At 72.8% G+C, this 24,307-nt stretch carries 20 protein-coding genes; 10 read left to right on the top strand and 10 right to left on the bottom strand.

The window, feature by feature from the left end:
* Window positions 1-12: 12 nt before the first annotated feature.
* From ACQEVU_RS08880 to ACQEVU_RS08850, 7 genes are all read right to left on the bottom strand, one after another.
* The gene (locus ACQEVU_RS08880) at window positions 13-1,404 is read right to left on the bottom strand and encodes a pectate lyase (protein WP_433322067.1); all 1,392 of its coding nucleotides are present in this window, start codon (window positions 1,402-1,404) and stop codon (window positions 13-15) included.
* A gap of 129 nt (window positions 1,405-1,533) precedes the next feature.
* Window positions 1,534-1,872: a cupin domain-containing protein gene (locus tag ACQEVU_RS08875; protein ID WP_433322066.1), complete on the bottom strand. Its 339-nt coding sequence runs from the start codon at window positions 1,870-1,872 to the stop codon at window positions 1,534-1,536.
* Complete coding sequence (locus ACQEVU_RS08870; RefSeq protein WP_433322065.1) at window positions 1,869-2,873, bottom strand: Gfo/Idh/MocA family protein; 1,005 nt, start codon at window positions 2,871-2,873, stop codon at window positions 1,869-1,871. Before ACQEVU_RS08870 ends, ACQEVU_RS08875 begins: the two co-directional genes overlap by 4 nt.
* Window positions 2,870-4,174: a mannitol dehydrogenase family protein gene (locus tag ACQEVU_RS08865; RefSeq protein WP_433322064.1), complete on the bottom strand. Its 1,305-nt coding sequence runs from the start codon at window positions 4,172-4,174 to the stop codon at window positions 2,870-2,872. Before ACQEVU_RS08865 ends, ACQEVU_RS08870 begins: the two co-directional genes overlap by 4 nt.
* Complete coding sequence (locus tag ACQEVU_RS08860; protein ID WP_433322063.1) at window positions 4,162-5,448, bottom strand: enolase C-terminal domain-like protein; 1,287 nt, start codon at window positions 5,446-5,448, stop codon at window positions 4,162-4,164. The genes ACQEVU_RS08865 and ACQEVU_RS08860 overlap by 13 nt, the downstream gene beginning before the upstream one ends.
* Window positions 5,445-6,848 (bottom strand): glucuronate isomerase, encoded by a 1,404-nt coding sequence (gene uxaC / locus ACQEVU_RS08855; RefSeq protein ID WP_433322062.1) that lies wholly within the window; start codon window positions 6,846-6,848, stop codon window positions 5,445-5,447. The genes ACQEVU_RS08860 and uxaC overlap by 4 nt, the downstream gene beginning before the upstream one ends.
* The gene (locus ACQEVU_RS08850; protein WP_433322061.1) at window positions 6,841-8,109 is read right to left on the bottom strand and encodes a Gfo/Idh/MocA family protein; all 1,269 of its coding nucleotides are present in this window, start codon (window positions 8,107-8,109) and stop codon (window positions 6,841-6,843) included. The genes uxaC and ACQEVU_RS08850 overlap by 8 nt, the downstream gene beginning before the upstream one ends.
* Window positions 8,110-8,274: 165 nt before the next feature.
* On the opposite strand from ACQEVU_RS08850, the gene ACQEVU_RS08845 reads away from it, so the two are divergent.
* Genes ACQEVU_RS08845 through ACQEVU_RS08825 form a run of 5 tightly spaced genes read left to right on the top strand, consistent with a single transcriptional unit; the run spans window position 8,275 to window position 13,003 of the window.
* Window positions 8,275-9,282, top strand: coding sequence for a LacI family DNA-binding transcriptional regulator (locus ACQEVU_RS08845; RefSeq protein WP_433322060.1), 1,008 nt, complete (start codon window positions 8,275-8,277; stop codon window positions 9,280-9,282).
* Window positions 9,283-9,293: 11 nt separating this feature from the next.
* Window positions 9,294-10,592: an ABC transporter substrate-binding protein gene (locus ACQEVU_RS08840; RefSeq protein WP_433322059.1), complete on the top strand. Its 1,299-nt coding sequence runs from the start codon at window positions 9,294-9,296 to the stop codon at window positions 10,590-10,592.
* Between the two features lie 13 nt (window positions 10,593-10,605).
* Window positions 10,606-11,571 carry a carbohydrate ABC transporter permease gene (locus ACQEVU_RS08835; RefSeq protein ID WP_433322058.1) on the top strand — a complete coding sequence of 322 codons (966 nt, stop codon included), beginning with the start codon at window positions 10,606-10,608 and terminating at the stop codon, window positions 11,569-11,571.
* The gene (locus ACQEVU_RS08830) at window positions 11,568-12,398 is read left to right on the top strand and encodes a carbohydrate ABC transporter permease (protein WP_433322057.1); all 831 of its coding nucleotides are present in this window, start codon (window positions 11,568-11,570) and stop codon (window positions 12,396-12,398) included. Before ACQEVU_RS08835 ends, ACQEVU_RS08830 begins: the two co-directional genes overlap by 4 nt.
* Window positions 12,395-13,003, top strand: a complete 609-nt coding sequence (locus tag ACQEVU_RS08825) for a hypothetical protein (protein ID WP_433322056.1) — start codon at window positions 12,395-12,397, stop codon at window positions 13,001-13,003. The genes ACQEVU_RS08830 and ACQEVU_RS08825 overlap by 4 nt, the downstream gene beginning before the upstream one ends.
* Here the strand turns inward: ACQEVU_RS08825 and ACQEVU_RS08820 are convergent.
* Both ACQEVU_RS08820 and ACQEVU_RS08815 read right to left on the bottom strand, forming a co-directional pair.
* Window positions 12,972-13,448: a hypothetical protein gene (locus ACQEVU_RS08820; protein WP_433322055.1), complete on the bottom strand. Its 477-nt coding sequence runs from the start codon at window positions 13,446-13,448 to the stop codon at window positions 12,972-12,974. The genes ACQEVU_RS08825 and ACQEVU_RS08820 overlap by 32 nt on opposite strands.
* Before the next feature lie 19 nt (window positions 13,449-13,467).
* Window positions 13,468-15,201 carry a RyR domain-containing protein gene (locus ACQEVU_RS08815; protein ID WP_433334864.1) on the bottom strand — a complete coding sequence of 578 codons (1,734 nt, stop codon included), beginning with the start codon at window positions 15,199-15,201 and terminating at the stop codon, window positions 13,468-13,470.
* On the opposite strand from ACQEVU_RS08815, the gene fxsT reads away from it, so the two are divergent.
* A complete protein-coding gene (gene fxsT, locus ACQEVU_RS08810; protein WP_433322054.1) occupies window positions 15,164-19,012 on the top strand; it encodes an FxSxx-COOH system tetratricopeptide repeat protein in 3,849 nt (1,282 codons plus the stop codon). The two genes, ACQEVU_RS08815 and fxsT, sit on opposite strands and share 38 nt — an antisense overlap.
* A 5-nt stretch (window positions 19,013-19,017) precedes the next feature.
* On the opposite strand, the gene ACQEVU_RS08805 is transcribed toward fxsT, so the two are convergent.
* Window positions 19,018-19,926 carry an alpha/beta fold hydrolase gene (locus ACQEVU_RS08805; RefSeq protein ID WP_433334862.1) on the bottom strand — a complete coding sequence of 303 codons (909 nt, stop codon included), beginning with the start codon at window positions 19,924-19,926 and terminating at the stop codon, window positions 19,018-19,020.
* Window positions 19,927-20,081: 155 nt separating this feature from the next.
* Here ACQEVU_RS08805 and ACQEVU_RS08800 point away from each other — a divergent pair, with 155 nt between their 5' ends.
* The 4 genes from ACQEVU_RS08800 (at window position 20,082) to ACQEVU_RS08785 (ending at window position 24,268) form a co-directional block, all read left to right on the top strand.
* Window positions 20,082-21,194, top strand: coding sequence for an FxsB family cyclophane-forming radical SAM/SPASM peptide maturase (locus ACQEVU_RS08800; RefSeq protein ID WP_433334860.1), 1,113 nt, complete (start codon window positions 20,082-20,084; stop codon window positions 21,192-21,194).
* Window positions 21,191-22,972 carry an HEXXH motif domain-containing protein gene (locus tag ACQEVU_RS08795; RefSeq protein WP_433322053.1) on the top strand — a complete coding sequence of 594 codons (1,782 nt, stop codon included), beginning with the start codon at window positions 21,191-21,193 and terminating at the stop codon, window positions 22,970-22,972. The genes ACQEVU_RS08800 and ACQEVU_RS08795 overlap by 4 nt, the downstream gene beginning before the upstream one ends.
* A 238-nt stretch (window positions 22,973-23,210) precedes the next feature.
* Window positions 23,211-23,408: a hypothetical protein gene (locus tag ACQEVU_RS08790; RefSeq protein WP_433322052.1), complete on the top strand. Its 198-nt coding sequence runs from the start codon at window positions 23,211-23,213 to the stop codon at window positions 23,406-23,408.
* 593 nt (window positions 23,409-24,001) lie between these two features.
* Complete coding sequence (locus tag ACQEVU_RS08785) at window positions 24,002-24,268, top strand: hypothetical protein (protein ID WP_433322051.1); 267 nt, start codon at window positions 24,002-24,004, stop codon at window positions 24,266-24,268.
* The last annotated feature ends 39 nt before the right edge of the window (window positions 24,269-24,307 follow it).

Below are 24,307 nucleotides of genomic sequence, written 5' to 3'. Positions count from 1 at the left end.
GACACCCCCGGGTCAGGACCAGTGCACGTCCGTGTCCGGGTTGTACAGGCAGTTGGTGCTGTCGGGGCCGCTGCCCACGTGGGTGGGCTCGCTGCCCTTCGGCACCCCGTTGTACTTGTCGCAGATGATCGTCTTGTGCGACGAGTCGCCGATCACGGTGATGTTGCTGAACGTCGCCGTGTCGCCCCAGTTGACGTTGATGCCGGCGACGACCTTGGTGGAGGTCACCCGGACGTTGTCGACGGTGACGTGGCGGGTGTAGCTGGTGCTGCAGTTGCCGCAGGCGCGGTACAGCTTGCCGGCGTCCTCGGCGTAGAAATTGCTGATGTGCACGGTGCCGGGGCCGTTGTGCTGGAAGATCTTGTCGCTGGCGTGGCGGGCGCCGCCGCCCTGGACGTAGTAGTTGGAGCCCACACTCGTTGATGAACTTTCGAAGGTGGCGGCATCCTCGCCGACGTCCTCCCACCACACGTTGATCAGGTGGCAGTCGCCGGTGCAGTGCACGCCGTCACCGGCCGGCGCGCCGAGGATGACGTTCTGCAGGGTGGCGCCGGGCGCCAGCTCGAACGCCGGGTCCTGGCTCTCGCTCTGGCCGCCGTCGCCGATGCAGCAGTACCGCTTCATCCCCCCGTCGAACGTGCCGGAGACCTTGACCGTGCCGCTGAGCGAGGCCTGCCCGGTCGGCGTCGGCCAGCCGGAGGAGCCGCCCGTCGGGGTCGGCGTCGGCGACTTCGTGGGGGTCGGCGACCTGGTCGGGGTCGGGCCCGTGGTGGTCGGGCCGGGCCCGGCCGCGTCGCTGACCGTGACGTCGTCGAACTCGGCGCCGGCGTACAGGGTCTGCACGCCGATGCGCCCGGTCCCGGCCACCGAGGAGCTGGCGGAGCCGACCGAGGCCCCGTCCACCGAGCCGGAGACCGTGCTGCCGGAGACGGTGAGGCCGAGGGTGTACCACGTGCCGGTGCTCACCGACCGCGAGGCCGACGCCAGCACGGTGACCGAGCCGCTGCTGACGGCCTGCAGCTGGACGGCGCCGGGCAGCAGGGCCAGCCGGTAGAACGTGGTCGAGGTCTTGGCCCGGGCCAGCAGCGCGGCCTGCCCGCCGCTGCCGAACGACAGCGGCTTGACCCGGGCGGTCACGGTGTAGTTCGTCCAGCCGCTGTCGCCGGCGAACTCGCGGGCGTTCTCGCTGCCCGCGTTGCTCTGCTGCAGCACCTTCGAGCCGTCGCTGACGACGGCCCACGTGCCGCCCGACTTCGACCAGCCGCTGGTGTCGCCGTCCTCGAAGTTGTCGCTGTAGAGGGTGGCCGCGAACGCGATCTGGGCGGAGATCGCGGCGGCGGCGGTGAAGGCGACGGCGCCGGCGGCCACGATGGGCCATCTGCGCCGCCGTTGGCGGGTTGCCATGCTTCCTCCGGGAGGGGGATGGAAGAGGGCGCATGGGGTGTGCGGCCGGAGACTGGGCGGGTCTGCCGCATGCGGTGAGGAAAGCGGTTTCCTCAGGTGCAAACTAGACCGATGTCGATCCGCCGTCAATCAGCTCGCCGGCGACAGGTGCATCCAGGTGAAGACCAGCGGCACGTCGCCGTCGCTGACGAGATGGTGGTTCTCGCCGGGTTCGATGACCAGGATGTCACCGGCGGCGAAGCGCGGGCCCGCGACGCCGTCGAGCTCCAGCACCCCGGCGCCCTGCACGATCGTGAAAATTTCGGGGACGTCGTGGACGTGGTGGTCGCTCTCGGGGTGGGTGCGGTGCCCCGGGGCGTCGTAGCGGCTGATCCCGCCGCGCTGCACCGGCCCCCAGCCGGCGCCGATCGCGGCGAGGGTGGCCGGGGTGCCGCCGTCGGGCAGGTCGGCCACTGAAAGTTTCCTCATTGGAAGGCTCCGATCTCGCGGAAGTGGGCGCGCCCGGCCGCGGCGCGGCGCACCAGGCCGGCGGCGCCGGGGATCTCGACGCCGTCGTCGCGCGCGGCCAGCCGGTCCGCGGCGAGCAGCGCGGGCGGGGCCTCGGCGAGGATCGCCTCGGCCAGAACGGTGAAGGGCTCGGTCCGCGACAGCGGCACGAGCAGGTCGGTGCCGCGGTCGCGGTGGTCGAGCAGGTTCTCCAGCAGGCCGATGCGCCCCGGCAGGACCTCCCCGTCGAGGCGGTCCTGGGCGTAGCCGACCTCGCAGGCGCCCTGCGTGCCGGTGACCGTGATGTCGCCGGGCACGAACTCGGTCGAGCACAGGGTGACGGCGACGAAGACGGACCGGCCGTCGGGGACCTCGAGGCGCAGCGTGGCCGTGTCCTCGACCTCGACGGTGGGGCGGGTGCGGTACCGGTCGAGGCTGAGCGTCCATGGTGGACGGATGCCGGTGATGGCCAGGGCCTGCATGAGCGCGTGGGCGAACGCGTTGACGAGCGCACCGTCCCGACCGCGCCGGCCGGACCAGGACGAGCGCGTCCAGTAGGTGTCCGGCCGCCACCAGGCCCCGGCGACCGAGGCCGACACGGCCTCGCCCACCAGCCCCGGCAGGCGGCCCATCGTCGGCGAGCCGAGCGCCTGGAAGCCGACCTGCAGCGCCCGGCCGGCGGCCGCGGCGGCGAGCGTGCGGTGGTCGGCCAGCGACAGCACCGGCGGCTTCTCCAGGAGCAGGTCGGCGCCGGCCGCGAGCGCGTCGAGGGCGATCGGCAGATGGGTGTGCGGCGGGGTGCAGACCACGACGACCTCGGGCCGCCGCTCGCGCAGCATGAGCCGGTGGTCGGTGTAGTCGTAGCCGGGCTGGACGTCGCAGGTGGCGACCAGCCGGGCCCGCGGGCCGAGCGCCTCGATGGCGCGCAGGTGCCAGGCGCCGTGGCCGGCGGCGCCGACCAGCGCGACCGTCGTGCCGGTCACGGCAGCGCCGCCAGGGTGCCGGCGACGCCGTGGCGCTCCAGCGCGCGGGACCACCCGTCGAGCTCGGCGCGCAGCTCGGCGTCCTCGGCGAAGCCGGGCGGGAACACGGCGCCGAGGCGCAGCAGGTCGGGCGCCGCGCGGAGCCGGTCGGCGAGGGGGTCGTCCAGCGGCAGCGGGGTGCCGTCGTCGGCCGTGCCGCGCACGAAGCGCATCCAGGCGGCGAGCACGAGGGCGGCGTAGCGCGGGGTCGCGCCGGCCGCCCGCCGGTCGGCGATCGTGCCGAGCAGCCGCTGCGGGAGCTTCTGCGATCCGTCCATCGCCACCTGCAGGGTGCGGTGGCGAAGGGCCGGGTTCCCGATGCGTTCGAGGACGCTCTCGCCGTACACCTGGAGGGAAAGCCCCTCGGGCGGGCGCAGCGTCGGCGCGATGTCCGTGGCGATGAGGCGCTCCATGGCCGCCCGCATGCCGGGCAGCGCGAGGGCCCGGTCGATGGTGGGGGCGCCGGCCAGCGCGCCGAGGTACGCCAGCGCCGAGTGCACGCCGTTGAGCATCCGCAGCTTCAGCCGCTCCCACGGCGCCACGTCGTCGGTGAGGATCGCGCCGGCGAGGTCCCACGCCGGCCGGCCGCCGGGGAAGTCGTCCTCGATGACCCACTGGTTGAACGGCTCGGCGGCGACGGCGGCGCGGTCGACCACGCCGAGCGCGGCCTGCGCCATGGCGTACGTGGCCTCGGTGCTCGCCGGCACGATCCGGTCGACCATCGAGCACGGGAACGCCACACAGTCCTCGATGGACTCCCCCAGCTCGGCGACGACCAGCTCGCGCAGGTGGCGTCCGTTGGACGGGAGGTTGTCACAGCTGAGCAGGGTCAGCGGGGCGCCGCCGCGGGCCCGCAGCCCGCGGATGAGCAGCTGGAAGATGGCGGAGTCGCGGCTGTACGCCTTCTCGGTCACGGTGAGCGTGACGACCCGCACGGCCGGGTCGGCCAGGCGGGCCGCGACGGCGTCCGGGGCGCTCGCGGCGTGCAGGGCCTCGGCGTGCACGCCGAGGACCCGTGGCGTGACCCGCTCGGCGTCCAGCGTCAGCACGCTGTAGCGCAGGTCCTGCTCCAGCATCGGGTCGAGAACGGACCGGGACCGGGGCGCGACCGCGGCGATGGCCCAGTCGCCGCCGCCCTTGACGATCGCGTCCTCGGTGAAGACGGCCTGGTGGGCCCGGTGGAAGGCGCCGAGTCCAAGGTGGACGATGCCGACGCCGGCGTCGATCGTGGCCGGGTGGGTCGCGCGGCTCAGGCGGTCCATGCGGGCCCCGCCGGGAAGCCGTAGTGGGCGATCGACTCGGGCTTGAGCTCGACGCTGTAGCCGGGCCGCTCGGGCAGCAGATAGCGGCCGCCGGCGACCCGGACCGGGTCGGTGAAGTGCTCGTGCAGGTGGTCCACGTACTCGATCATCCGCCCCTCCATCGATCGCCCGACGCGAAGGTAGTCGAAGAAGGACAGGTGCTGCACGTACTCGCACAGCCCCACCCCGCCCGCGTGCGGGCACACGGTGACCCCGAAGCGGGCGGCCAGCAGCAGCTCGGCGAGCACCTCGCCGACGCCGGCGACCCGGCACGCGTCGACCTGCATGATGCCGATCGCGCCGGCCTGCAGCAGCTGCTTGAAGATGACCCGGTTGGCGCCGACCTCGCCGGTGGCGACCTTGCACCGCTCGCCGAGCGCCCGCTGGATCGCGGCGTGGCCGAGCACGTCGTCGGCGTGCGTGGGCTCCTCGATCCAGTACGGCTCGAAGGCGACGAGCCGCTCCATGTTGGCGATCGCCTCGCCGACGTCCCAGACCTGGTTGGCGTCCATCATGAGCAGCGCGCCGGGGCCGATCTCGGCCCGGATGATGCCCGCGCGGCGCACGTCGTCCTCGATCGGGCCGCCGACCTTCATCTTCACCGCGGTCCAGCCGTCCTTGACGGCCCGGCGGGTGAGCGAGCGGACCTTCTCGTCGTCGTAGCCCAGCCAGCCGACGGAGGTGGTGTACGCCGGGAAGCCGTCCGCCCGCGCGATCGCGAGCCGCTCGGCGTAGCCGTCGAGGCCGGCGTCGAGCAGGGCGGCCGCCTCGGCGGGCGTGATGGCGTCGCTGATGTGCCGGAAGTCCACGGCGGCGACGAGGTCCGCGGTCGGCAGCTCGGCCAGCAGCCGCCACATCGGCGCGCCGGCGAGCCGGGCCCGCAGGTCCCACACGGCGTTGAGCAGTGCGCCGGCCGCCATGTGGATGACGCCCTTCTCGGGGCCGAGCCAGCGCAGCTGCACGTCGGCGGTCAGGGTGCGGGCGCCCTCGGCGGTGCACAGCGCCTCCACGTCGTGGCCGACCACGTGGTGGCCGAGCGCCTCGACGGCGGCGCAGGTGAGCTCGTTGCCACGGCCGTTGGTGAACGTCAACCCGAACCCGGGCACTCCCTCCGCGGTTTCCAGGACCACGTAGGTGGCCGAGTAGTCGCCGCGGTTGATGGCGTCGGAGCCGTCGCCGGCCGCTGCGGTCGGGAACCGCACGTCGTGCACGGTGAGGCCGGTGATCACGGTCACGAGTTCGCTCCAGTGCGTTGGTAGACCCGCTTGGGCAGGTGGTAGGCCAGGTCGGCGATGGTCTCGGCCGCCTCGTCGAGCGGGAGGCGGTGCTCGGCGACGAGGCGGGCGAGAAAGCCGGCGTCGACGCGGCGGGCCACGTCGTGGCGGACCGGGATCGAGCAGAACGCCCGGGTGTCGTCGACGAAGCCGGCGGTGTTGTAGAAGCCGGCGGTCTCGGTGACGGCCTCACGGTAGCGCCGCAGCCCCTCCGGGCTGTCCAGGAACCACCAGGGCGCGCCGAGGAAGACGGCCGGGTAGCCGCCGGCGAGCGGGGCCAGCTCGCGGGTGAACACGGTCTCGTCGAGGGTGTAGAGCACGATCCGGAACCGCGGGTCGGTGCCGAACGCGTCGAGCAGCGGCTTGAGCGCCCGCACGTACTCGGTCGGGGCCGGGATGTCGCCGCCGACGTCGCGGCCGTGCCGGGCGTGCAGCGCGGTGTCGTGGTTGCGCACGGCGCCCGGGTGCAGCTGCATGACGAGCCCGTCGTCGACGGACATGCGGGCGAACTCGACGAGCATGTGGGCCCGGAACCGCTCGGCGTCGCCCGGCTCCGCCCGGCCGCGCCGCGCCCGGTCGAACAGCGCGGCGGCCTCGTCCGGCGGCAGCGCGAGGGTGGCGGCGGTCGGGTGGCCGTGGTCGCTGGACGTGGCGCCGGCGGCGATGAACGCGGCGCGGCGCTCCCGCAGCCGGTCCAGGAACCCGGCGAACGTCTCGGCGCCGAGCCGCTCGACCCGCCCGGCCCAGCCGGGCCAGTCGAGGTCGACGACGTCGTCGGGCCGGAACGTGGTGACCACCCGGCCGCCGGGGCCGCCCCAGCCGTCGGCCGCGAGCTTGGCGTGTGCGGCCAGGTCGTCCAGCGGGGACTCGGTGGTGGCCAGGACCTCGAGGTTGAACCGCTCGAACAGGGCCCGCGGCCGGAACCCGGGGTCGGCCAGGCGGGCGGCGATCGCGTCGTAGACCTCGTCGGCGGTCTCCTTGCGCAGCGCCGTCGGCACGCCGAACACTTCGTGCAGGACGCGCTCGGTCCACAGCCGCGACGGGGTACCGCGGAACAGGTGCCAGTTGCTCGCCAGCAGCCGCCAGATGGCGCGGCCGTCGGTCTCGGTCGGCGAACCGTCCACTGTGGGCACACCGAGCGCGGTCTGCGGGATGCCCTGGCTGGCCAGCATCCGGGTGACGTAGTGGTCCGGCACCACGATGAGCCGGGCGGGGTCGGGAAACGGCCGGTCGTCGGCGAGGATCGCCGGGTCGACGTGGCCGTGCGGGCTGATCAGCGGCAGGTCCTTCGCGTGCCGGTAGAGCTCGCGCGCGATGGCGCGGACCCCCGGCTCGGCGGGCAGCAACTGGTCCTCATGCATGGGCGATCCCGGATTCGAGCTCGGCGGTGCGGACGGGCCGACCGGTGGCGACGGACTCGTTGGCGGCCAGGCCGACGAGCAGCGCGCGGGCGCCGTCCTCGGCGTCGGCGCCGCGGCCCAGGGGGTCGGGACGGCCCAAAGCATCAGGCCCAGCGGGGTCCAGCAGCGCGGCGAGCATGCGCCCGTCGGCGCCGCCGTGGCCCTTGCGCTCGTAGCCGCTCACCTCGACGTCGCGCGGCCTCGCCCAGTAGGGGTGGACGCGCAGCGAGACCATGCCCTGCTCGACCGGCGTGCCGAAGCCCTTCACCGCCGCGGCGGAGACCGGCGCGACGTGGTCGCTCTCCACGACCTCCAGCTCCAGGCGGCCGCGGCTGCCGTTGAACATGACGCGGTACCCCTCCCAGGGCGCATAGGCCGTGAGGTGGTACGTCATCGTGGCGCCCCGGGCGTAGCGCACCAGCACCGCGATGTCGTCCTCGATGGTCACGCCGGGGGCGAAGACGTCCTGGTCGCGCCGGTAGCCGTCGACCTGCACGGCGGCCGGGCCGTAGAGCGCGCCGAGCTCGGGATCGTCCATGTCGACGGCGAACCTGCCGGCGCCGTGCCCGGCGCCGTCGGTGCCGTAGAAGAAGAGCCGGCCGTCGGCGTACACCCGCTCGGGCTCGTCGGCCAGCCACCAGTTGACCAGGTCGAAGTGGTGGCCCGACTTGTGCACGAGCAGCCCGCCGGAGTCGGCCTTGTCGCGGTGCCAGCGGCGGAAGTAGTCCGCGCCGTGGCGCACGTCGAGCAGCCACTCGAAGTGCACCGAGCCGACCTCGCCGATCTCGCCGGATGCGAGGATGCGCTTCACCTCCTCGTGCAGCGGGTTGTAGCGGTAGTTGAAGGTGACCCGGACCCGGCGGCCGGTGCGGCGCACGGCGTCGAGGATCCGCGCGCAGCGCCGCGCGTCGATGGTCATCGGCTTCTCGGTGAGCACGTCGCACCCGGCCTCGAGCGCGGCGACGATGTACTCGTCGTGGTAGCGGTCCACGGTGCACACGACCACCGTGCCGACCCGTTCGCGCTCGATCATGGCGGTGAACTCGGCGGCCGGGTAGGCAGGCACGGGCGTTGGGAGCCGGGCGTTGTGCACGGCGATGCGGACCGGGTTGGGATCGGCCAGGGCGACCAGCTCGCAGGTGTCGCGGTGCTCGACGGTGAGCGCGCGCACGAACATGGCCGCCCGCGATCCCGTGCCGACGATCGCGTAGCGGGTTCTCAAAGATCCCCCTCGGGCGGAGGCTGCAAAGGTTTGCAGAAAACTATGCGCAAGACCCCCTGGTCCGGTCAATACCGCCAGGAAATCCCATCGAGGACCGTTGACAGGGGGAACAACCGTTTGCATCATTGGCTGCACCCAAGCACGGCCCGCCGAGAGGATCACCCAGTGCCCGCCACGATCCGGGATGTCGCCCGCGCCTCCGGCGTTCATGTCTCCACCGTGTCCCGCACCTTCTCGGCGCCGCACCTGGTCAACCCCGACACGCGCAGCCGGGTGCTGTCCACCGCGGAGAGCCTCGGCTACCGCCCCAACCGCGCGGCCCGCGCCCTCATCACCGGCCGGACGCACAACATCGGCCTGATCGTCGCGGACATCGCCAACCCGTTCTTCCCGCCGCTGATCAAGGCGGCGGAGTCACAGTCGCGCCAGCGCGACTACCACCTCTTCGTGGCCGACACCAACGAGGACCCCGTGGTCGAGGAGCAGCTGGTCTACGCCCTCGCCAAGCAGGTCGACGGCGTGCTGCTGTGCAGCCCGCGCATGAGCAACGACCTCATCGAGAAGCTCCGCAAGGAGGTGCCCCTGGTTGTGGTCAACCGGCCCGTCGAGGGGCTCCCCGCGGTCGTCATGGACGTCGCCAGCGGCGCCCGGGCCGCGATCGAACACCTGGTGGGCCTCGGCCACCGCGGCATCGCCCTGCTGGGCGGGCCGCGCGGGTCGTGGACCAACCGGGAGATCCGCCGCTCCGCCACCGCCGCGGCCAGGGCGGCGGGCGCCACACTGACGGTCCTCGGCCCGTTCCAGCCCACCGAGCAGGCCGGCTGGTCCGCCTGCGACGCGGTGCTGGCCACCGGGGCCACGGCCGTGCTCGCCTACAACGACCTCATGGCGATCGGCCTGCTCGAAGGCCTGCACGAGCGCAACGTGGACGTGCCGGGGGACATCAGCGTCGTCGGCATCGACGACATCATGCTCAGCCGGCTCGTGCGCCCGAAGCTGACCACCGTGGCGACACCGACCGCGGCCGCCGGCCGTGCGGCCGTGGACATGCTGCTGCAACACGACGAAGCACACCGCGCCACCGCTCTCGTCACGCTCCAGACCCAACTGGTCATCCGCGACTCCACCGGCCCCGCGCCGGTGTCACCCCATCCGGTCGCGGCCAATGCCTAGGAGTGACATCCATGTCCGGAATCTCCCGCCGCGGTCTGCTGCTCGGCGCAGCCGCCGCGGCCGCTTCGATCCCCCTCGCCGCATGCGGTGACGACGGCGGGTCCAGCCCGTCCGCGGACTCCACGAAGCCGGTCGAGCTGAGCTTCTTCTGGTGGGGCGGCGACGCCCGGGCCAAGCTCACCGAGGACGCGCTGAAGCTCTACACGGCCAAGCACCCCAACGTCACGTTCAAGACGACGTGGCAGGCCAACCAGGGGTACTTCGACAAGCTCGCGACCCTCACCGCCGGCAACGCGGCCCCCGACATCTTCCAGATCGACGACAACTACCTGACCGAGTACGCGTCGCGCAACGTCACGCTCGACCTGACGTCGTACCAGAAGTCGGGCAGGCTCGACACGACGAAGTTCCCCGAGAGCCTGTGGAAGTACGGCGTCGTGGACGGCAAGCTCGCCGGCCTCGCGTTCGGCGAGAACACGCAGGGCCTGGTGTACAACCAGACGAAAATCAAGGCTGCTGGATTGGAGCCGCCGAAGGCCGGCATGAGCTGGGAGCAGTTCATCAGCTGGGCCACGGCGGCCGGCACCGCCGCCAAGGTGCCCGGCACGCAGGACCCGAGCGCCGACTACAAGGCGTTCTGGATCTGGCTGCGCCAGCAGAGCAAGGACCTGTACAAGGGCAAGGAGCTCGGCTTCGCCCCGCAGGACGTGACGGCGTGGTTCGACCTGTGGAAGGGCGCGCGGGCGGCCGCCGGCACCACGCCCACGCCGGACGTCATCCGCGAGGGCAACCAGACCGACATCACCAAGCAGCTCGTGGTGACGGGCAAGGCGCTCACCTCGTGGGTGTGGGTCAACCAGCTGCCCGAGCTGCAGAAGAACACCAAGGACGAGCTCGGCGTCATGCCGTACCCCGGCGACCCGAAGGCCCAGTGGGCGCGCGCCGCGCTGTACTTCTCCGTCTACCGCGGCAGCGACAAGAAGGACGTCGCCGTCGACGTCATCAACTTCCTGGCCAACGACCCGGAGGCCGGCAAGGTCCTCGGCACCGACCGCGGCCTGCCGTCCAACCTGGACATCCGCTCGCAGGTCGAGTCGTCCGTCACCGACCCCGCGATGAAGACCTCCATCGACGTGGAGACCACGCTCGGCAAGACCTTCGGCCCGCCGCCGCAGGTGCCCCTCAAGGGCCACAGCACGCTGCGCTCGGAGCTCATCAAGGCCGCCGAGTCGGTCCAGGCGGGCAAGGCGAGCTCCGCACAGGCCGCCGACACCTTCATCGCCGCCGTGAAGACGGCCATCTCCAAGTAGGGAAACCCTTCCAGTGGCGCTCACGACCACGGAACGGCCAACGCGACACTCCGCCCGGGTCCCCTCGCGACCCGGGCGGGGGGTCCGCCGCGAGGGCCGCGCCGGCTACCTCTTCCTCTCACCCTGGCTGCTCGGCTTCGCGGGCTTCACCGCCCTGCCGATGCTGGGCTCGCTCCTGCTGAGCTTCACCGACTACGACATCCTGTCCGACTGGTCGCAGCTGCACTTCGTCGGGTTCGACAACTACCGGCGCATGTTCACCGAGGACCCCGCGTTCTGGCACGCGGTGCGGGTGACGGTGCTCTTCGGCGTCATCGCCGTGCCGCTGAAGCTCGCCGCCGCGCTCGGGGTGGCCCTGCTGCTCAACCGCGAGACGCGCGGCGTCGGGTTCTTCCGCAGCCTGTTCTACCTGCCGTCGCTGCTCGGCGGCAGCGTGGCGCTGGGCTACGTGTGGTACTCGATGTTCAACCGCGACGGCTCGTTCAACCAGCTGCTGGGGCTGTTCGGCGTCAAGGGCGAGGGCTGGGTCAACGACCCGGACTGGGCCCTCGGCACGCTGATCCTGCTGGCCGTGTGGCAGTTCGGCGCGCCGATGGTCATCTTCCTGGCCGGGCTCAAGCAGGTGCCGGCGGAGCTCTACGAGGCCGCCGAGGTCGACGGCGCGGGCGCGTGGCGCAAGTTCCGGTCGGTGACGATGCCCATGATGTCGCCGGTCATCTTCTTCAACCTGGTGCTGGAGACCATCCACGGCTTCCAGGGCTTCACGGGCGCGTTCGTCATCTCCGGCGGCACCGGCGGCCCGGTCGACTCCACCCTCATGTACACGCTGTACCTGTACATCAAGGCCTTCACCGACTACGAGATGGGCTACGCCTCGGCGCTGGCCTGGGTGTTCCTCGCCGCCGTCGGTGTGCTCACGGTCGTGCTGTTCAGCACCGGCCGGTTCTGGGTGCATTACTCCGACGGGGAGGACCGATGAAGTGGGTTCGGCTCGCCGTCGTGCTGGCGGTGCTGGCGATCATCCTGTACCCGCTCGTGTGGCTGCTCGGCACCTCGTTCAAGAGCCGGCCGGAGATCCTCAACAACGCCTCGATCTGGCCCGAGCAGTGGACGCCGTCCAACTACCCCGACGGCTGGACGCATTTCAATGAGGCCACCTTCACCCGGTTCTTCCTCAACAGCATCCTCGTCGCCGGGCTGGTCGTGATCGGCAACGCGCTGTCGTGCCTGCTGGCCGCCTACGCCTTCGCGCGGCTGCGCTTCCGCGGGCGGAAGCTGTTCTTCGCCGTCATGATCGGCACGCTGCTGCTGCCCGGCCACGTGCTCATCGTCCCGCAGTTCATCCTGTTCCGGCAGCTGGGCCTGGTTGGCGGCGACTTCCCGTACCTGCCGCTGGTCGTGCCGCACTTCCTGGCCACCGAGGCGTTCTTCGTCTTCCTCATGGTCCAGTTCATGCGCGGCATCCCGCGCGAGCTGGACGAGGCGGCCAAGATCGACGGCTGCTCGCCGATCGGGGTGTTCCGCAGCGTCATCTTCCCGCTGAGCCGCCCGGCGCTGGTCACCACCGCGATCTTCTCGTTCATCTGGACCTGGAACGACTTCTTCCGGCAGCTGGTGTACGTGTCGGAGACCGAGAAGAACACGGTCCCGGTCGCCCTGCGGGCCTTCATCGACTCCTCGGGGCAGGCCACCGTCGGGCCGATGTTCGCCATGTCCGTGCTGTCGCTGGTGCCGGTCTTCCTGTTCTTCCTCGCCTTCCAGCGGATGCTCGTGCAGGGCATCAACACGTCGGGGCTGAAGGGATGAAACGCGACTGGCGGGACACGTTCTCGGTCGCGGCGGACGTGGCCCTCGTCGGCATCGTCGTCACCGCCGCATCGGTACCCCTCGTCACGGCCGGCGCCGCCCTGCGCACCGGCTCGGCGGCGATCCGCGCGATCGTCGACGGCGAGGGGGTGGACGCCGGCGCGATGTGGCGGCTGTTCCGCGCCTCGATCCTCAAGGGCGCCGTGGCCGTGGCGGTCGCCGCGGCGTGCGGGCTGCTGCTGGTGTTCAACGTCGGCGTCGTCGCCTCCGGCCGGGTCCCGGGCGGGTCACCCGCGCTGGCCGGCACCGGCGTCGTCGCCGCCGCGCTGCTCGCGGTCGCCGGGCTGGGCATCGTGCGGCTGGGCCGGGACACGTCCCGGTCCGGCTGGCTCGACGCGCTGCGCTGGGCCGGCCGCACGGCGTGGCGGCAACCGGGTGCGGCGGCGGCGGTGGCCGGGGTGTCGGCCGTCGCCGCCGCGCTCGCGGTGTTCGTACCGCTGACCGCTCCCCTGATGGTCGGCTACGCCCTCTACGGCGCGCACGCCGTCACGGCCCGGCTGGTCGGCCCGGCCGTCACGCCCGCTGCGCCCCCGCCGGCCAAATGACGATCGTCTCCACGCCCCGGCGGCGGGCGTGGAGCACCACCTCCGCCGTGCCGCCCGGGTGGTCGCGCTCCTCGCCGTCCCACACGGCGATGAGCCGGTCCACCCGGTCGAGCATGATGCGGTTGGCCGCGACGTAGGCCCGCACGCCGGCGGCCGGCTCGCCGGTCGGCACGACGGCGCGGGCGCCGGCCAGCAGCTCGTCGAAGTCGGCGCGGCGCTCGGCGGCGAGCACGTCGCGGTAGTCCGGCGCCGGCAGCACGACCTCGTAGGCGCCGCCGACCTCCCGCACCGCGTGGGCGAAGAGCTGGTCGGCGCCGTCGGCCAGGCAGGTGACGCCGACGATCCCGGCCCCGTCGAGGGCGCGCAGGAACTGCACCAGCGCCCGGTAGATGACCTCGGCCGCTCCCTCGGTGAGATTGGTGTGCCCCGTGATGCCGATGCGCATGAGGTCCCCCGGGGGTCGACTAGACGGCGGTCGCGCCGATCGGTTCTTCGTTCAGCCGCACGATCGTAAAGCCCTCGTCGGCCAGCATCTCGGACATGTAGCGCACGGCGTCGCGCGCCTTGTCCCGGCTCGCCTCGCCGAGCTCGGACCAGTCCACCAGGTCGGGGTGGGTCCGGCGGCGGTCGTCGCGCCGCTCGCCGTGGCGCCAGCCCCGGCCGCGCCGCTCCGCGCACCAGCGGCGGTGCTCGAGCTCGGCCAGCAGCTCCAGCTCCCGCTCGGTGATCAGCCCGTCCTCGCCGTTGCGGACCGCGATGACGCAGCCGAGCGCCTGCATCTTGGCCGCGATCCCCTGGACCTGGGCGCGGTTGGCGTTGCGCATCGACTCCGGCAGCTGCGACCAGGCGACCCCGCTGACCGAGCCGGGCGCGGCCGGCACGACGTCGAGGTAGCGCTGATGGAAGCGGCGGGCGAGCCGCTCGGTGAGGTCGTCGGCGATGAGGTTGGCGTCGCACGCGCGGGTGATGATGGGGTACATCACCAGCTTCCCGCCCACCTCGTCGAGCAGGTCGTTGTGCTCGCCGCCGTGGAACGCCTCGGCCAGCGCCGAGGCCTGGTAGGTCGCGACGAAGACGGCCTCGCCGACCGCCTGCCACAGCTGCGGGCTCTCCAGCGCCAGGTCCAGCATCCGCTGCTCGTCGCGGTGGCACAGGTAGATGCGCTCGTACCGCGCCGGCCGGGTGATGCGCGGCAGCCACGTGTCGAGCAGCTCGTTGTGGGCGCGCACCCGGCACGCCGACTCCAGGAACGGGAAGCGCGCCTGCAGCGTGGCCACGGTGCGCCCGGCGTCGGCGCCGATGACGTCCACGTGCAGCTGGTCGCGGGCGCCGCCGACCGCTCGCCAGTACCGCGCCGTCTCCACCAGCAGCACCCGCGCGAACGAGCCCTCGCCGCTGATGAGCAGCCGCACGGGGGCGGCGCCGCTCGACGGCGGATCGAGCGGGTGGCGCAGGTAGAGCGTCCGCGCGGCGATGTCGTCGACGTGGAAGTAGTCGAGCCGGAACCGGTTGGTGCCGGCCGCGCCGAGCCGGCGGGCCTGCAGCGAGTGGCACGTCTGCTGCCGGTTGAGCTGCACGTAGATGCGCGGCGAGGAGCGGCGCAGCTGCAGCTCGGTGCCGGCGGTGACCGAGACGCGGTGGTTGACCTGGTCGTCGTCGCCGCAGACGTACAGGTATCGCGCCCTTCGCAGGCCCGCCGCCCGCAGCACCGCGGCCGTGCGGGCGTCCCCGGCCACGCCGAGCAGGCGGCGGTGGCGCAGCTCGAGCGGCCCGAACGGCGCCGAGCGCACCACCACGACCCGGTGGCCGGTGGCGAAGAGCTGGTCGGCGAGCGCCTGCGCGAACGGGGTGTCGCCGCAGACGACGGCGTGGCGCCGGGCGGTGCGCGAGCGGAACTTGCGCAGCTCCCCGGCGAGCAGCAGGCGGCCGGTCTCCACGACGGTGGCGAGGGTGAACAGCGGCGCCATGAACCGGGCCGCCTGCAGCGGCGCGGAGACCTCCCCGTGCGGCGGTTGCAGCGGGTCGGAGCCCAGCACGTACAGCTGCAGGGTGTAGTAGATCGTGTCGCCCCAGCTGCCCGCGGCGTCGTCGAGGCGGCGCAGGCCGACGAGGCCGAGCACGAAGGCGACGACGCCCATCACGCCGAACAACGTGCGCAGGATGGTCCAGCCCGACCGCGAACCACCCGGCTCCGCCATCGCCACGATCCGCACCCCCGGAAAAACGGCTGGATTTCCAGTGTGCGGTAACCGAAGCGTTACTGACAGGTGCCAATGCCCGATATTTTTCGCCGATCGCTTTGGCGGCCCGCGCTTCTTCGGGGACGATCGATGGGTGCCGCAGCCAGGTGAGGGACGCATCGTCACGTTTCACTCTTTCGCCGGCGGAACCGGGCGCACGATGGCGATCGCCAACGTGGCGTGGATCCTCGCCGCGGCCGGGCGCCGGGTGCTCGTGGCCGACTGGGATCTCGAGTCGCCGGGCCTGCATCGGTACGTCCACCCGTTCCTCGACGCCGCCGAGCTGGAGAAGTCCGGCGGCGTCACCGACCTGCTGCGCCGCTTCGAGCAGGCCACCGGCGACCCGTTCGCGATCACCCCGCCGGTGCGCGTGCAGTGGGGCCACTTCCCGGGCGGTCGCATCGACTACCTGCCGGCCGGGCGCCAGGAGGAGTCCTACGCGGCGGCGCTGGCCGGCCGGGACTGGGACGAGTTCTACGACGCCGGCGGCGGCGCCTTCCTCGACGGGCTGCGCCGCGCGATGCGCGCCGGCTACGACTACACGCTCGTGGACAGCCCGCCCGGCCTCGGCGACCTGGCCCAGATCTGCCTGGCCCACCTGCCCGACGTCGTGCTGGCCTGCTTCACGCTGAGCGCCAAGAGCATCGAGGGTGCGGCCCGGGCCGCGGCGGCCACCCGCGACGCCGAGCACTCTCCCCGCGTGCTGCCGGTGCCGATGCGGGTCGACCCGGCCGACGGCGCGCGGGTCGAGGCCGGCCGCCGCGTGGCCCGGGAGCGCCTGGCCGGGCTGCCCGCCGGAATGCGCGACGACGAGCTGGCCGTCTACTGGCGCGACGTGCTGGTGCCGTACCAGTCGGCCTACGCCTACGAGGAGATCCTGGCGACGCTGACCGACCTGCCGGGGCAGCCGGACTCGCTGCTGTCGGCGTACGAGCGCCTGGCCTGGTACATCACCGACGGCGCCGTGAAGTCCCTGCCGCCGCTGGAGGACGGGCTGCGGTACCGGGCGGCCGGGAAGTTCCTGCGCCTGACCGCCGCCCGCGAGGACCGGGTGCTGCTGCGCCACGCCGCCGAGGACCGGGTGTGGGCCGAGTGGATCGCCGCGACGCTCGCCGCCGCCCAGGTGACGGTCGTCGACGGCGGCCTCACCGGCCCCGCGCCGGGCCCGGCGATCACCGCGGCCCGCGAGCTGAACGTCATCTCGGCCGGGCGGGCCGCCGCCGAGGCCCAGCAGCGCCCGGCGAGCCCCGACGGCCGGCCGCCGCTGGCCGTCTACACCGACCCGATCCCCGCGGTGCCGGCCTATCCCGAGCGGTCCTCGGCCCGGCTGCACGGCTTGGACGAGACCGAGGCCGCGCGGGCGCTGCTGCGCCTCGTCGGGCACGCCGAGGAGCCCCGCCCGCCGGGCACGCTGCGCTACCCCGGCGTGGAGCCGGCCTGCTTCCGCGCCCCGCCCCGCCCGGCCGGGTTCATCGGGCGGGAAGCCGACCTGGTCCGGCTGCGCGCGCGGCTGCGCCCGGAGGAGCACGCCGGCCCACGCTCGGCCGCCCCGCCGGTGGTGCTGCACGGGCTGGGCGGGGCCGGGAAGTCGGCCCTCGCCGCCGAGTACGCCCACCGCTTCGGCGCCGCCTACGACCTCGTGTGGTGGCTGGACTGCGGCGCGCTGGACGAGGGCATCGCGGCGCTGGCGGCGGCGCTGGGGCTTGCCGCCCGGTCCTCGGCCCGCGAGACGGCCGGGGCCGTGCTCGGTGCGCTGCGCCGGGGCGAGCCGCACCGCCGCTGGCTCATCGTGCTCGACGACGCCGACGAGTACGAGCAGGTGCGCCACTTCCTGCCGCAGGGCGCCGGGCAGGTGCTCATCACGTCGCGGAACCTGTCGTGGGGCGGCGGGTTCGCCTCGCTGCCGGTCGGGGTCTTCGGGCGCGACGAGAGCATCGTGTACCTCCGCCGGCACGTGCCGGGCCTGCGCACCGCGGACGCCGACGCCGTCGCCGAGGCCCTCGGCGACCTGCCGCTGGCCGTGGCCGAGGCGGCCGTGACCCTGCAGCGCTCGGGCGTGGCGGCGCCCGAGTTCCTGGCCGCGCTGGAGCGGGACCGCCGCGAGCTGCCCGCGGTCGAGGAGGTGTGGGACCGCTCGCTCGCCCGGCTGCGGACCCAGTCCCCGGGGGCCTACCGCCTGCTGCAGCTCTTCTCGGTGCTGGCCCACGACACCGCGACCGACGTGGTGTACAGCGACGTGATGGCCGAGGTCCTCAAGCCCTACGACGAGTCGGTCGCCGACCGGCTCATGCCGGCCACGCTGGTGCAGCAGATCAGCCGGCTCGGCCTGCTGCGCCCCGACCTGCCCGGCGGCCGGGTCCACGTCCACCCGCTGCTGCAGCGGGTCGTGCGGGAGCGGATGACCGCCGAGGACCGGCGCGAGGCCCGCCACCAGGTGCACCTTGTGCTCGCCGGCCTCGCGAAGGGCCACGACGTCGACGACCCCCGCTCCTGGCCGCAGTTCGACCTGGTCTGGCCGCACCTGGCGGTGTCCGGCGCCGAACAGTGCCGGGAGGAGGCGGTGCGGGCGCTCGTCGTCGACCGCGCCCGCCGCCTGCGCCACGCCGGCGCCGGGGCCGAAGGGGAGCGGCTGGCCCTGGGCGCCGAGGCGGAGTGGGCCGGCCGCGCGACCCATCGGGGGCAGCTGCTGCAGCTGCGCGGGGTGCGCGCGGCGATCCTGCGCGACCAGGGCCGCTACGGCGAGGCGATGCGCCTCGACGAGGAGATCCGGGCCGAGCAGGAGCAGCTGCTGGGCCGCCACCACCCGGCCACGCTGGCCACCCGGGACCGGCAGGCGGCCGACCTGCGGGCGCTCGGGCGTTACGAGGACGCGCTGCGGCTGGCCCGCTCGACGTACCGGGCGTGGGCCCGGGTCGTCGGCGCCGAGCACGCCCAGACCCTCAACGCGCTGAGCGGGCTCGCCACCACCTACCGGGCGGCCGGGCACTACCGGGCGGCGCTGCGCTGCGACGAGCGGGTGCGCGGGTTCCGGCCCTTCCCGGGCCCGGACCGGCACCCGGCCGTGCTGCGCGCCGCCGCCAACCTGGGCCGCGACCTGCGCGACGCCGGCCGCTACGCGGACTCCGCCGAGCTGCTGCGCCGGCTCGAGCCCGCCGTCGCCGAGGCGTTCGGCGCCGCGTCCCGGGCCGCGCTGGGCGTGCGGACCAGCCTCGCGGTGTCGCTGCGGCTGGCCGGGCGGGCGGGCGAGTCGGCGCCGCTGCTGGAGCAGGCCTACGAGCAGCTCGCCGGCGCGTGCGGCCCGGCCGGCCCGGACACCCTGGCCTGCCGGCACAGCTGGGCCCTCACCCTCCTGGCGACCGGGCACGTCGAGCGGGCCCGGGCCGAGCTGACCGGGGTGGAGCTGCGCTACGGCGACCTGCTCGGCGCCGGGCACCCGCGCACGATCGTGGTCGGCGCCAACCTCGCGCTGGTCGCGTGGGCCGCGGGTGAGCGCGAGCCGGCGCACCGCCTCGCCGCGCAGACGTCGCAGCGGCTGGCCGCCGCGCTGCCCCCGCACCACCCGCTCGCCCTGACGGCGGAGGTGAACCTGGCGCTGCTCGACGCCGGGCGCAACGACCGCGACGCCGCCGCCCGGCGCCTGGCCGAGCTCGCCGACGAGCTGCGCCGGGTGCTCGGCGAGGACCACCCGGAGACCCTGCGCGCGGAGGCGGGCCCATCCGATGTCGTATATCCGACATCGGATGCACTGCGGTCGATCGACCCCTACTGAGGCGCTCAGGCCGCCGCGCTGGGCGGCTCGCGGTCGGCGAGCCAGCGGATCATCCGGGGCATCACCCGCAGCGCGCCGAAGTGGGCCGCCCCGTGCTCGACCTCGACCTGGGCGCCGGGGATGTGCTCGGCCAGCCAGCGGGTGTGGCTCACCGGGGCGAACCGGTCGTCGGCGCCGTGCCAGAGCCGCACCGGCGCGGTGATGGCGTCGAGGCGGAAGCCCCAGTCGGCGCGCAGGGCGAGGAGGTCGTCGATCCAGCCGTACGGCCCGTCGCCGAGCCCCAGCGCGTAGGTGCGCAGCAGCAGCCGCTCGATGGCGATGTCCTCGACCACGCGCAGGTCCGCCGGCGGCATCTCCTCGCGCAGCGTGCGCAGCAGGTGGGCGGGGTCGGCGCGGACCCGGTCGGCCCGCAGCCGCAGCTGCTCGGTGATCAGCTCCTCGTCGATCGCCGCCGCGCGGTAGGCGCGCTGGTTGGACGGGACCATGTCGTTGTACCAGTCCAGGCCGATCGCGTCGTGCGGGGCGAGGCTGACCAGGGCGGCGACCCGAGTGACCCGGCCGGGCAGCAGCGCGGCGCAGGCCAGCGCGTGCGGTCCGCCGCCGGAGCGGCCGAGCACCGCGAACGTGTCCAGGCCGAGGGCGTCGGCCAGGGCCTCGACGTCGCGGACCGCGTCGGCGACGGTCCGGCCGCGGCGGCGGGTGCTGCCGCCGTAGCCCGGGCGGCAGTACGAGATGAGCCGCACGCCGTGCCGGTACAGCATCGAGTGGCGCGGCTTCGGGCCGTCGCCGCTGCCCGGCGTGCCGTGGTGCAGGAACACCGGGCGGCCGCCGCGCTTGCCCGAGTCCTCGTAGACGATGCGCCGGCCGCCGGGCAGGTCGAGCACCTCGAGCAAGGCCGCCTCCCCGTCTTGCATCACTGCCGGATCGTCAGAATACGAGCCGCCCGGGCCGCGGCGCATCACGCGAACTCGCCACTGTTCCCCCGGTCCTGATATGGAGGAGTAACCTGAATGGATCCGCTGGACAACCCGATGCGCCAGCTCCAAGATTGGTGCCCGTGGGCACGCCGATGCGCCAGATAGTTCTCAAGATTCACAGTCGATGCAATCTCAGCTGCGATTACTGCTACGTCTACGAAAGCATCGACCAGAGCTGGCGCACCCAGCCGACGACGATGACCATGGCGACGCTCGAGCGGGTCGCCCATCGCATTGACGAGCATGCGCGCGATCATGAAATGCGCGAGCTGCGCGTCGTGCTGCACGGCGGCGAGCCGCTGCTGGCCGGCCACGACGGCGTGGAGGCCGCGCTGCGGATCATCAAGGGCGCCTTTCCGGCGACGCGTTTCTCGATCCAGACCAACGGCATCCTGATCGACGACAGGTTCCTGGAGCTCTTCCACGAGTACGGCGTCAGCGTCGGGGTGAGCGTCGACGGCGGCGCCGCGGAGACCGACCGGCACCGCCGCTACGCCAGCGGCCGCGGCTCGTACGACCGCATCGCCGCCGGGATCGCCCGGCTCATGCGGCCCGAGCACGCCGCCGTCTACGGCGGCCTGCTGTGCACGATCGACGTCGACAACGACCCCGACGAGGTGTACGACTCCCTCCTGGCCTTCCGCCCGCCGCGGGTGGACCTGCTGCTGCCGCACGGCAACTGGACCACGCCGCCGCCGCATCGCGACCGCCCGCTGGCCTACGCCGACTGGCTGATCCGCGTCTTCGACCGCTGGTACGAGCACCGCCCCGTCGAGTCCGGCACCCGCATCCGGCTGTTCGAGTCGATCATCGCGCGGCTCTTCGGCCTGCCGAGCGAGACCGAGACGATCGGCGGCGAGGCGCCCGGCATCGTCACCGTGGAGACCGACGGCTCCTACGAGCAGTCCGACGCGCTCAAGACGACGGCGGAGGGCGGTCCGGCCACCGGCCTGAGCCTCGCCGACCACGCCTTCGCCGATGTGCTGTCGCACCTGGCCGTCACCGCGCCGTACAAACTCGGCTCGAAATGCCTTTCCTGCCCGGTCGTCAAGGTCTGCGGCGGCGGCCTGCGGGCCCACCGCTACGACGCCGCCAACGGCTTCGAAAACCCGTCGGCCTACTGCGACGACCTGTTCGCCCTCATCAACCACATCGGCGACCGCGTGCGCGCCGACCTCACCCAGCCAGCGGTGGTCACGCAGTGAGCAATGAACGGATGCTGCTCAGCGCCGAGCAGTTCTCGGGGGTCGCCGCCGGCTACGGCGACGCGGGGGCGATGGCCGTGCTCGCCGCCGGCCAGCTCGCCAAGCGCCGGACCCTCATCACCATGGTCGTCCACGCCGTGCGCGGCACCCCGTTCGCGGCCCCGGTGGTGGCCGCGGCGCAGCTCATCGCCCGGGCCGAGGCCGCCGGCGGTCCCGCGGTCGCCGAGGTCCTGTCCCACCCCCACCTGGACGCCTGGGCCAATGCCGCCCTGCACCGACTCACCGACTACGCCGAGACCGGCGACGCCCCAGGCGTGCCGGAGGTGCTCGGGCACCTCGCCTCCTACGCCGGCGCCGCGGCGATCGCCGCCGGGCTGCCGTTCGCCGTCGAGGTGCCCACCGTCGACGGCGTCGCCGGCCTGCCCGGCCTCGGCACCGCCCACGGCCTCGGCGCCGGGTGGGCGCGCGTCGACGGCGACGGCTCCGCCGTGCGCGTCACGGGCGCCGGCGGGACGGTGGTCGAGCTCGGCGGCCCCGGCTGGCAGCCGCGCCGCACGGTCGCCCTCGGCGGCTTCCGGCTGGCGATCGAGGACCAGGACCCGTACCGCCACTGCTACAACTGGCGGCCGCTGCCGGCGCTGAGCGAGTCCCGGGCCGGCCACCTCGCCAAGCTGCTCGCCGACGCGTGGCAGCTCATCGAGCAGGACCACCCCGCCCACGCGGTGGGCCTGCGGCACAGCCTGCGCTCGCTGGTGCCCCTGGCCACGCCGGACACCGGCGTCATGATCAGCGCGGCGTCGCGCCGGGCCTGCGGCTCGATCGCCGTCTCGATCCCCGACAGCGCCGCGGACCTGGCCCTGCTGCTCATCCACGAGTACATGCACGCGAAGCTCGGCGCGCTGCTGGACCTCTGCGAGCTGCACACCCCGGCGGGCCCGGCCCGCCTGCAGGCACCCTGGCGGCTCGACCCCCGCCCGGCCGGCGCGCTGCTGCAGGGCATCTACGCCCACACCGGCGTCACCGACTACTGGCGCCGGCGCCGGCACAGTCCTGATGCCGACACGCGCCGGGCGGCCGCCCAGTTCGCGTACTGGCGGGCGATGAATCGCATCGCGATCGAGGACCTGATCAATAGCGGTGAAATGACCCCATTGGGCGACCATTTCGCGAGGGTCCTTCGAGCCACTCTCGAGCGCTGGGAGACCGAGGACATCCCGTCCGACATCGTTGCCCGGACACAATTGTTCGTGACGGCACAAACGGTGCGCTGGCTGTTACTCAACGCGCACGCGGACGCCCTCGAGACTGAACGACTATTCAACTCGCTGCGTTTCGGCACGCCGGTGGGAACCATCGCCGAACGCGGCATGATCGACGGCGGCGCCCCCGCCGCCCCGGCCGACGCCCCCGGCCTGCTCGCCGAGCTGCACCGCTGGCTCGACGGCCACACCGAGCCGGTTCGGCCGTCTGGCCCTGACCCGCTCACAACAGGGGCGATGCTGCTCGCCGACGACGCCGAGGGCGCCCAGCGGGCCGCGCTGGCGCGCCTGGACGCCGACGCCCGCGACGACGAGGCCTGGATCGCCCTGGCCGTGGCGAGGGGCCTCCAGGCGCCTCCGGCCACTCGTTCGGACCCAACCGAGGCGCTGGTACATCGGCTGCTCTTGACCCGGCCTGAGTTGCTCCGCGAGGCCGTATCAAAACTGCAATCCACGGGTCATCCAAGAGCCGCTTCTGAGCTGCTGAAACTCGAGAGTGCGCAGGTCGGCAACGGATAACGCCACGGGAGTGTTTGTGTAATACTCCTGGCGGGGGTCTTTGCGTGTCGACGCCCGCCCGGCGCCGGTCCTCAGGAGCCACATGCTTATCATCCTTGCTGGCTCTTTCATCCGGTGCCGGTGAGGTCCGTGAGCTTGCATCTAGGTCATCTTGAAGAGAACTTCACACGCCGTGTGGAGACTCAGAGAGGGGGCCACAGCACCATCCTTTCTGTCACTCGATCACTTAGGTGGAAGCATGGACAAGCCACGCGAGAGCGTCGCGGCCGACGAGGTCCAGGACGGGTTACTCGATCTTGCACACGTGAGGCTGCAGGCGCTGCTCTTCGAGCCCGACGCGGAAACGACCTCGACCCTGGACAGCGTGATGAAGCGGCTCTTCGACCCTCGCGAGCGCGACCTGCTCACCGTCTCGGCCTTTTCGTCCGCGCTGTAACCTCTCCGACCCTCTGTCGCCCGGCGAGCGCTCCAGGAGCGCATCCGCCGGGCGTCGGTCTTTTCCGGGGCATTGATCACCATCACGATCCCTGCGCCGAATATTCAGCCAGTCGACAGAAATTGACAGTCGTCACTGTCAAAAGATCATCCTACAACCGGTATTGCGGCTGTCACCCAACGCTCGCATCGGCACTCTAAAGGCTGAACGAATCCTCAGCCCCTTGCGTTTCGGCGCCCGCCGTCATGGGCCCAGAAGGCTGAACCTGCTGGTCAGCCCGTCCCGAACCGTTCGGGGACGCTGTTTTCAAACTGCAACCTGGCGGCTATCCGAATGCCGCTTCTGAGCTACTGAAACCCCACTGCACACAGGCCGACAACAGATAACGTCGGCGCGGCGGTTGTGCAATACTCCAGCCGTGGCTTTCAGTGTTGCCGCGTCTCCCTCGTTCTATTCGCCGCCGCGCCGGCGTGCTTCATTGATCACTTAGGTCCACGCGGGCTTCTGCAAAATGCGGGCCGCCGGTCTTGCCCACCGACGGCCCGCCACAGAGTCCACATCAAGCTGCGACTGCCAGAAAGAGGTCTCTGCCAGTGACAAACTTACAGGGTGGCGATGCCGCCACCGACGAGCCCGCCCCCTCCCAACCCGGAAAAACGCCGGGCGGCAAGGACTCGGGGCGCACGACGGCGCTGGTCGCCGTCCTTGCCTTCATCCTCCTGATCGCCCTGATCGTGGTGCTGCTCTTCGCCGGCGGCGCCATCAACAACCTCACCGCGGCGCTCATCGGCCTAGCCTCGGTCATTGCCGCCCTGCCGCCGCTGATCCGGGCGATCAACCACCGCAACCGAAACTCGTAGCATCGAGGCCCGGCCAACGGCCGGCGAACGAGGGCCCGG

The organism is Dactylosporangium sp. CA-139066, assembly GCF_050936175.1.
Taxonomy (GTDB): Bacteria; Actinomycetota; Actinomycetes; order Mycobacteriales; family Micromonosporaceae; genus Dactylosporangium.
The sequence above is the reverse complement of the archived record's forward strand: the minus strand, read 5'-3'. Positions and strand labels throughout refer to the sequence as shown.

What these genes read in the sequence shown, in the direction of transcription:
- ACQEVU_RS08880 (WP_433322067.1), bottom strand. Translation starts at nt 1,404, where the DNA reads ATGGCAACCCGCCAACGGCGGCGCAGATGGCCCATCGTGGCCGCCGGC.
- ACQEVU_RS08875 (WP_433322066.1), bottom strand. Translation starts at nt 1,872, where the DNA reads ATGAGGAAACTTTCAGTGGCCGACCTGCCCGACGGCGGCACCCCGGCC.
- ACQEVU_RS08865 (WP_433322064.1), bottom strand. Translation starts at nt 4,174, where the DNA reads ATGGACCGCCTGAGCCGCGCGACCCACCCGGCCACGATCGACGCCGGC.
- uxaC (WP_433322062.1), bottom strand. Translation starts at nt 6,848, where the DNA reads ATGCATGAGGACCAGTTGCTGCCCGCCGAGCCGGGGGTCCGCGCCATC.
- ACQEVU_RS08840 (WP_433322059.1), top strand. Translation starts at nt 9,294, where the DNA reads ATGTCCGGAATCTCCCGCCGCGGTCTGCTGCTCGGCGCAGCCGCCGCG.
- ACQEVU_RS08830 (WP_433322057.1), top strand. Translation starts at nt 11,568, where the DNA reads ATGAAGTGGGTTCGGCTCGCCGTCGTGCTGGCGGTGCTGGCGATCATC.
- ACQEVU_RS08825 (WP_433322056.1), top strand. Translation starts at nt 12,395, where the DNA reads ATGAAACGCGACTGGCGGGACACGTTCTCGGTCGCGGCGGACGTGGCC.
- ACQEVU_RS08820 (WP_433322055.1), bottom strand. Translation starts at nt 13,448, where the DNA reads ATGCGCATCGGCATCACGGGGCACACCAATCTCACCGAGGGAGCGGCC.
- fxsT (WP_433322054.1), top strand. Translation starts at nt 15,164, where the DNA reads ATGGTCCAGCCCGACCGCGAACCACCCGGCTCCGCCATCGCCACGATC.
- ACQEVU_RS08815 (WP_433334864.1), bottom strand. Translation starts at nt 15,201, where the DNA reads ATGGCGGAGCCGGGTGGTTCGCGGTCGGGCTGGACCATCCTGCGCACG.
- ACQEVU_RS08805 (WP_433334862.1), bottom strand. Translation starts at nt 19,926, where the DNA reads ATGCAAGACGGGGAGGCGGCCTTGCTCGAGGTGCTCGACCTGCCCGGC.
- ACQEVU_RS08800 (WP_433334860.1), top strand. Translation starts at nt 20,082, where the DNA reads ATGCGCCAGATAGTTCTCAAGATTCACAGTCGATGCAATCTCAGCTGC.
- ACQEVU_RS08790 (WP_433322052.1), top strand. Translation starts at nt 23,211, where the DNA reads ATGGACAAGCCACGCGAGAGCGTCGCGGCCGACGAGGTCCAGGACGGG.